Source organism: Massilia sp. CT11-108, from assembly GCF_047302915.1.
GTDB classification, from domain to species: domain Bacteria; phylum Pseudomonadota; class Gammaproteobacteria; order Burkholderiales; family Burkholderiaceae_D; genus Telluria; species Telluria orientalis.
Genome location: NZ_JBKYMO010000526.1, coordinates 1 through 3,624, shown reverse-complemented (window position 1 = coordinate 3,624; position 3,624 = coordinate 1). Strand labels below are relative to the sequence as shown.

At 66.9% G+C, this 3,624-nt stretch carries 2 protein-coding genes; both read right to left on the bottom strand.

Going from position 1 to position 3,624, the window contains the following annotated elements; translation table 11 throughout:
- Positions 1–982, bottom strand: a 982-nt coding sequence (locus ACEN88_RS26720; protein WP_413344536.1) for a diguanylate cyclase domain-containing protein, incomplete at its 3' end; no start/stop codon positions are given.
- A gap of 158 nt (positions 983–1,140) precedes the next feature.
- Positions 1,141–3,624, bottom strand: a 2,484-nt coding sequence (locus ACEN88_RS26715) for an ATP-binding protein (RefSeq protein WP_413344534.1), incomplete at its 5' end; no start/stop codon positions are given.

Sequence of the window (3,624 nt, the reverse complement as noted above, 5' to 3'; positions counted from 1 at the left end):
GCGTGGCGGGCGGCGGCATGGTCGGCTTGACGGCCAGCGCGGCCTGGCGCGCGGCGCTGCCGTTGGCGCAATAGCGGTTCTTGCCGGCGCGTTTCGCTTCGTACAGCGCGTAGTCGGCGATGCTGATCAGGTCGACGACGTTTTCCGCGTCGTCCGGATACAGGCTGATGCCGATACTCGTCGACAACTGCAGGGTCAGGTCGTTGATGAAGAACGGTTCGGACAGCGCCTCGACGAGCTTGGCGGCCGGTCCCTGCGCATCGGCCAGGCTGTGCACGTCGGCCAGCAGGACGATGAATTCGTCGCCGCCCAGGCGCGCCACCGTGTCTTCCTTGCGCGAATTCGACAGCAGGCGCTGCGACACCATCTTGAGGATCTCGTCGCCGTAGGCGTGGCCGTATGTATCGTTGATCGCCTTGAAGCCGTCCAGGTCGAGGTACATCACCGCGGCCTTGTGGTGGTTGCGGTTGGCGTGCTGCAGGGCCGTTTCGATGCGGTCTTCCAGCAGGCGGCGGTTCGGCAGGCCGGTGAGGGCGTCGTGCAGCGCCAGTTCCTGCTGGGCGCGGCTGTACTGGGCCAGTTCCTTGTACAGCAGGCGCACTTCCAGCATGTTATGGATGCGCTTGTGCACTTCGAGCAGGTCGAACGGCTTGCTGATGAAATCGCGCGCGCCCGCTTCCAGCGCGGCGATCTTGAAGCTGGGCTGTGCCGTCAGGGCGAGCACGGGCAGGTAGCCGCCCTGTTCGATTTCCTTCAGGCCTTTCATGACCTGGAAACCGTTCAGGCCCGGCATTTGCAGGTCGAGCAGGATCAGGTCGTAGTTGTGTTCGCGATGCAGCGGGCACACCTGTTCCGGCAGCATCGTCGAACTGACGTCGGTGTAGCCTTCCTCGCGCAATATCTCTTCCATCAATTCGATATTGTCCGGGGAATCATCTACGACCAGGATCTTCGCGTTCAGGATGTCTTGTCGGCTGGGCATGCGTACTCTCGTCAAATCAAGGCCGGTATTATTTGTTCCTTAACTACTCATACCAGCTCTAGAACAACATTTCATAGTCTAGCAAAACGCCGAGAATTTCTTGTAGGACAGCGCCGCGTCCTTGGGTAGGAACATCTTTCGAATTACTCGAGTCCCTATTAGCGTACGCCATTTCTGCCCGCCGTGGATGCGGCAGCACGATTCACGAGCGGAGAGGAGGGGCCGACAACGGAAGCAACTGTTGCAATTAGTTCACTCGGTTCGACCGGTTTGGAGATATGCGCCGAAAATCCGGCCTCCAGCGCGCTCAGCCGGTCTTCCGAGCGGGCGAATGCCGTCAGGGCGATGGCCGGGACCTGGCTGCCTTCCTCGCGCCCCAGGTGGCGGACCCAGTCGAGCAGTTCGAAACCGTCCACTTCGGGCATGCCCAGGTCGCTGATCAGGAGGTTCGGCACGCGTTCCTTGAACAGGGCGAACGCATCGCGCGCGCTGGCGGCGATGCGGACGGACGCGCCGCAATCGCTCAGGATGCGCTTGATCAGTTCGCGCGCATCGCGGTCGTCGTCGACCACCAGCACGTTGACGCCGGACAGGTCGAGCACCGTCATCTCCGGCGTGGCGGGCGTCGGCAGGATCATCGCGGCGCGTGCGCTGCGCGTCGCCGGCGGCTGCTGCTTGGCGAGCGGTAATTCGATGGTGAAGCTGGCGCCCTTGCCCTCGCCGGCGCTCTCGGCGCGGACGGTGCCGCCGTGCTGCTCGATCAGGTGTTTCACGATCGCGAGGCCGAGGCCGAGGCCGCCGTGGCGGCGCGTCATCGATGCGTCCGCCTGGCGGAAGCGTTCGAATACGTGGGTGATGAATTCCGGCCGGATGCCTGCGCCGTTGTCGCGCACGGTGATGGCGACGCTCGCATCGTTGCGCGCGAGTTCGATGCTGACCTGGCCATCGCGCGGCGTGAACTTGATCGCGTTCGACAGCAGGTTCCACACGACCTGCTGCAGGCGCGCCGGATCGCCCGCGACGAGGCCCGGATCGGCCGCGTACTGCTTGTCGATACGGATGTTCTTCGCATCGGCCGCGGGGCGCACCGTCTCGATGGCCGCGTCGATGAAGCTCGCGGGCGCCACGGCCTGCATGTCGAGCAGGACCTTGCCGGACGTGATACGGCTCATGTCGAGCAGGTCTTCGATCAGTTGGGCCTGGGCGCGGGCGTTGCGCTCGATCGTCTGCAAGCCTTTCTGCAGGTCGTTCTGGTCGCGGCTGCCGCGCCGCAGCACCTGGGCCCAGCCGAGGATCGCCGACAGCGGCGTGCGCAGTTCGTGCGACAGCGTGGCCAGGAATTCGTCCTTCATCTGGCTCGTGCGTTCGGCCTCGGCGCGCGCCTGGCGCTCGCTTTCGAGCAGCACCTTGCGCTCCTCGGCGGCGCGCTGGGCGGCTTCGTACAGGCGCACGTTGTCGATGGCGACGGCGGCCTGGGCCGCGATACCGCGCACGATGCGTTCCGTGCGTTCGCTGAACACGTCCGGTTCCGGATGGCCGAAGAACATGGTGCCGAGCAACTCGCCGGAATGGCCGACGACGGGCACGGCGAGATAGCTGCGCACGGCCGGGTGACCCGCCGGCAGAGCGAACGGCGGTGCGTCACGCAGGCGTGCGTCGAGCGTGACGTCGGCGGAGCGGATCACGCCCGCCGGATGGTCCAGCAGGCCCGGGCCGAACAGGCCGGTGGGGCCAGACGCGCCGAACGCCTCGAATCCGACCGGACTGCCGCCGGACACGGTGTACAGGGTGAACAGGTTGTTCGCATCGGGCTCGATGCCGTCGTTGCGTCCGTGGTACAGGAACGCACCCTGGCGCGCGCCGGCGATGCCCGTGGCGGCGTCCGTGGCGACCTGCAGCAGCGAGCGCAGGTCGCGCGTGGAAGCGAGCGCGCTGCCGGTGCTGTTGAGCAGTTCGAGCACGTGCGATTCGTCCCGCAGCGCCTGCTCGGCCCGCTTGACCTCGTCGACGTCCGTGTCCGTGCCGAACCAGCGCAAGACCTTGCCGTGGCGGTCGCGGACGGGATTCACCCGCGTGAGGAACCAGCGGTACTGGCCGTCCGCGCCACGGATCGGGTATTCCATTTCGAACGGGTCGCCGCTCTTGATGCTGGCGCTCCAGCGCTCCAGCACGGCCGGCAGCACCGTCGGCTCGACGGCCGTCTGCCAGCCCCAGCCCACGACCTGGTCCGGCGTCGTGCCCGTGTATTCGAACCAGCGTTCGTTGAACCAGACGATGGCGCCGTCGGCCTGCGCCATCCAGGCCAGCTGCGGGATCGTGTTGGCCAGCGCGCGCAATACTTCCTCGCTCTGGCGCAGGGCGTCGGCGGCGCTGCGCCGGGCCGTGACGTCCTGCACGACGCCGGTCATGCCGAGCACGCCTTCGCGCCGCGCCTGGTCGGCGTAATCGGCGCGGCCCACGAGCGCCACCCAGCGCGGTTCGCCGCTCGGGCCCGGCAGGCGGCATTCCAGTTCGAGGTCGCTGTGGCCGGCGAAGGCTTGCAGCACGGCACGGCGCACGCTTTCGCGGTCGCCCGGGTCGATGCGGGCGCGCAGTTCGCTCCACGCGAGCGGCTGCTCGGCCGGCAGGCCGAAGATGGCGGC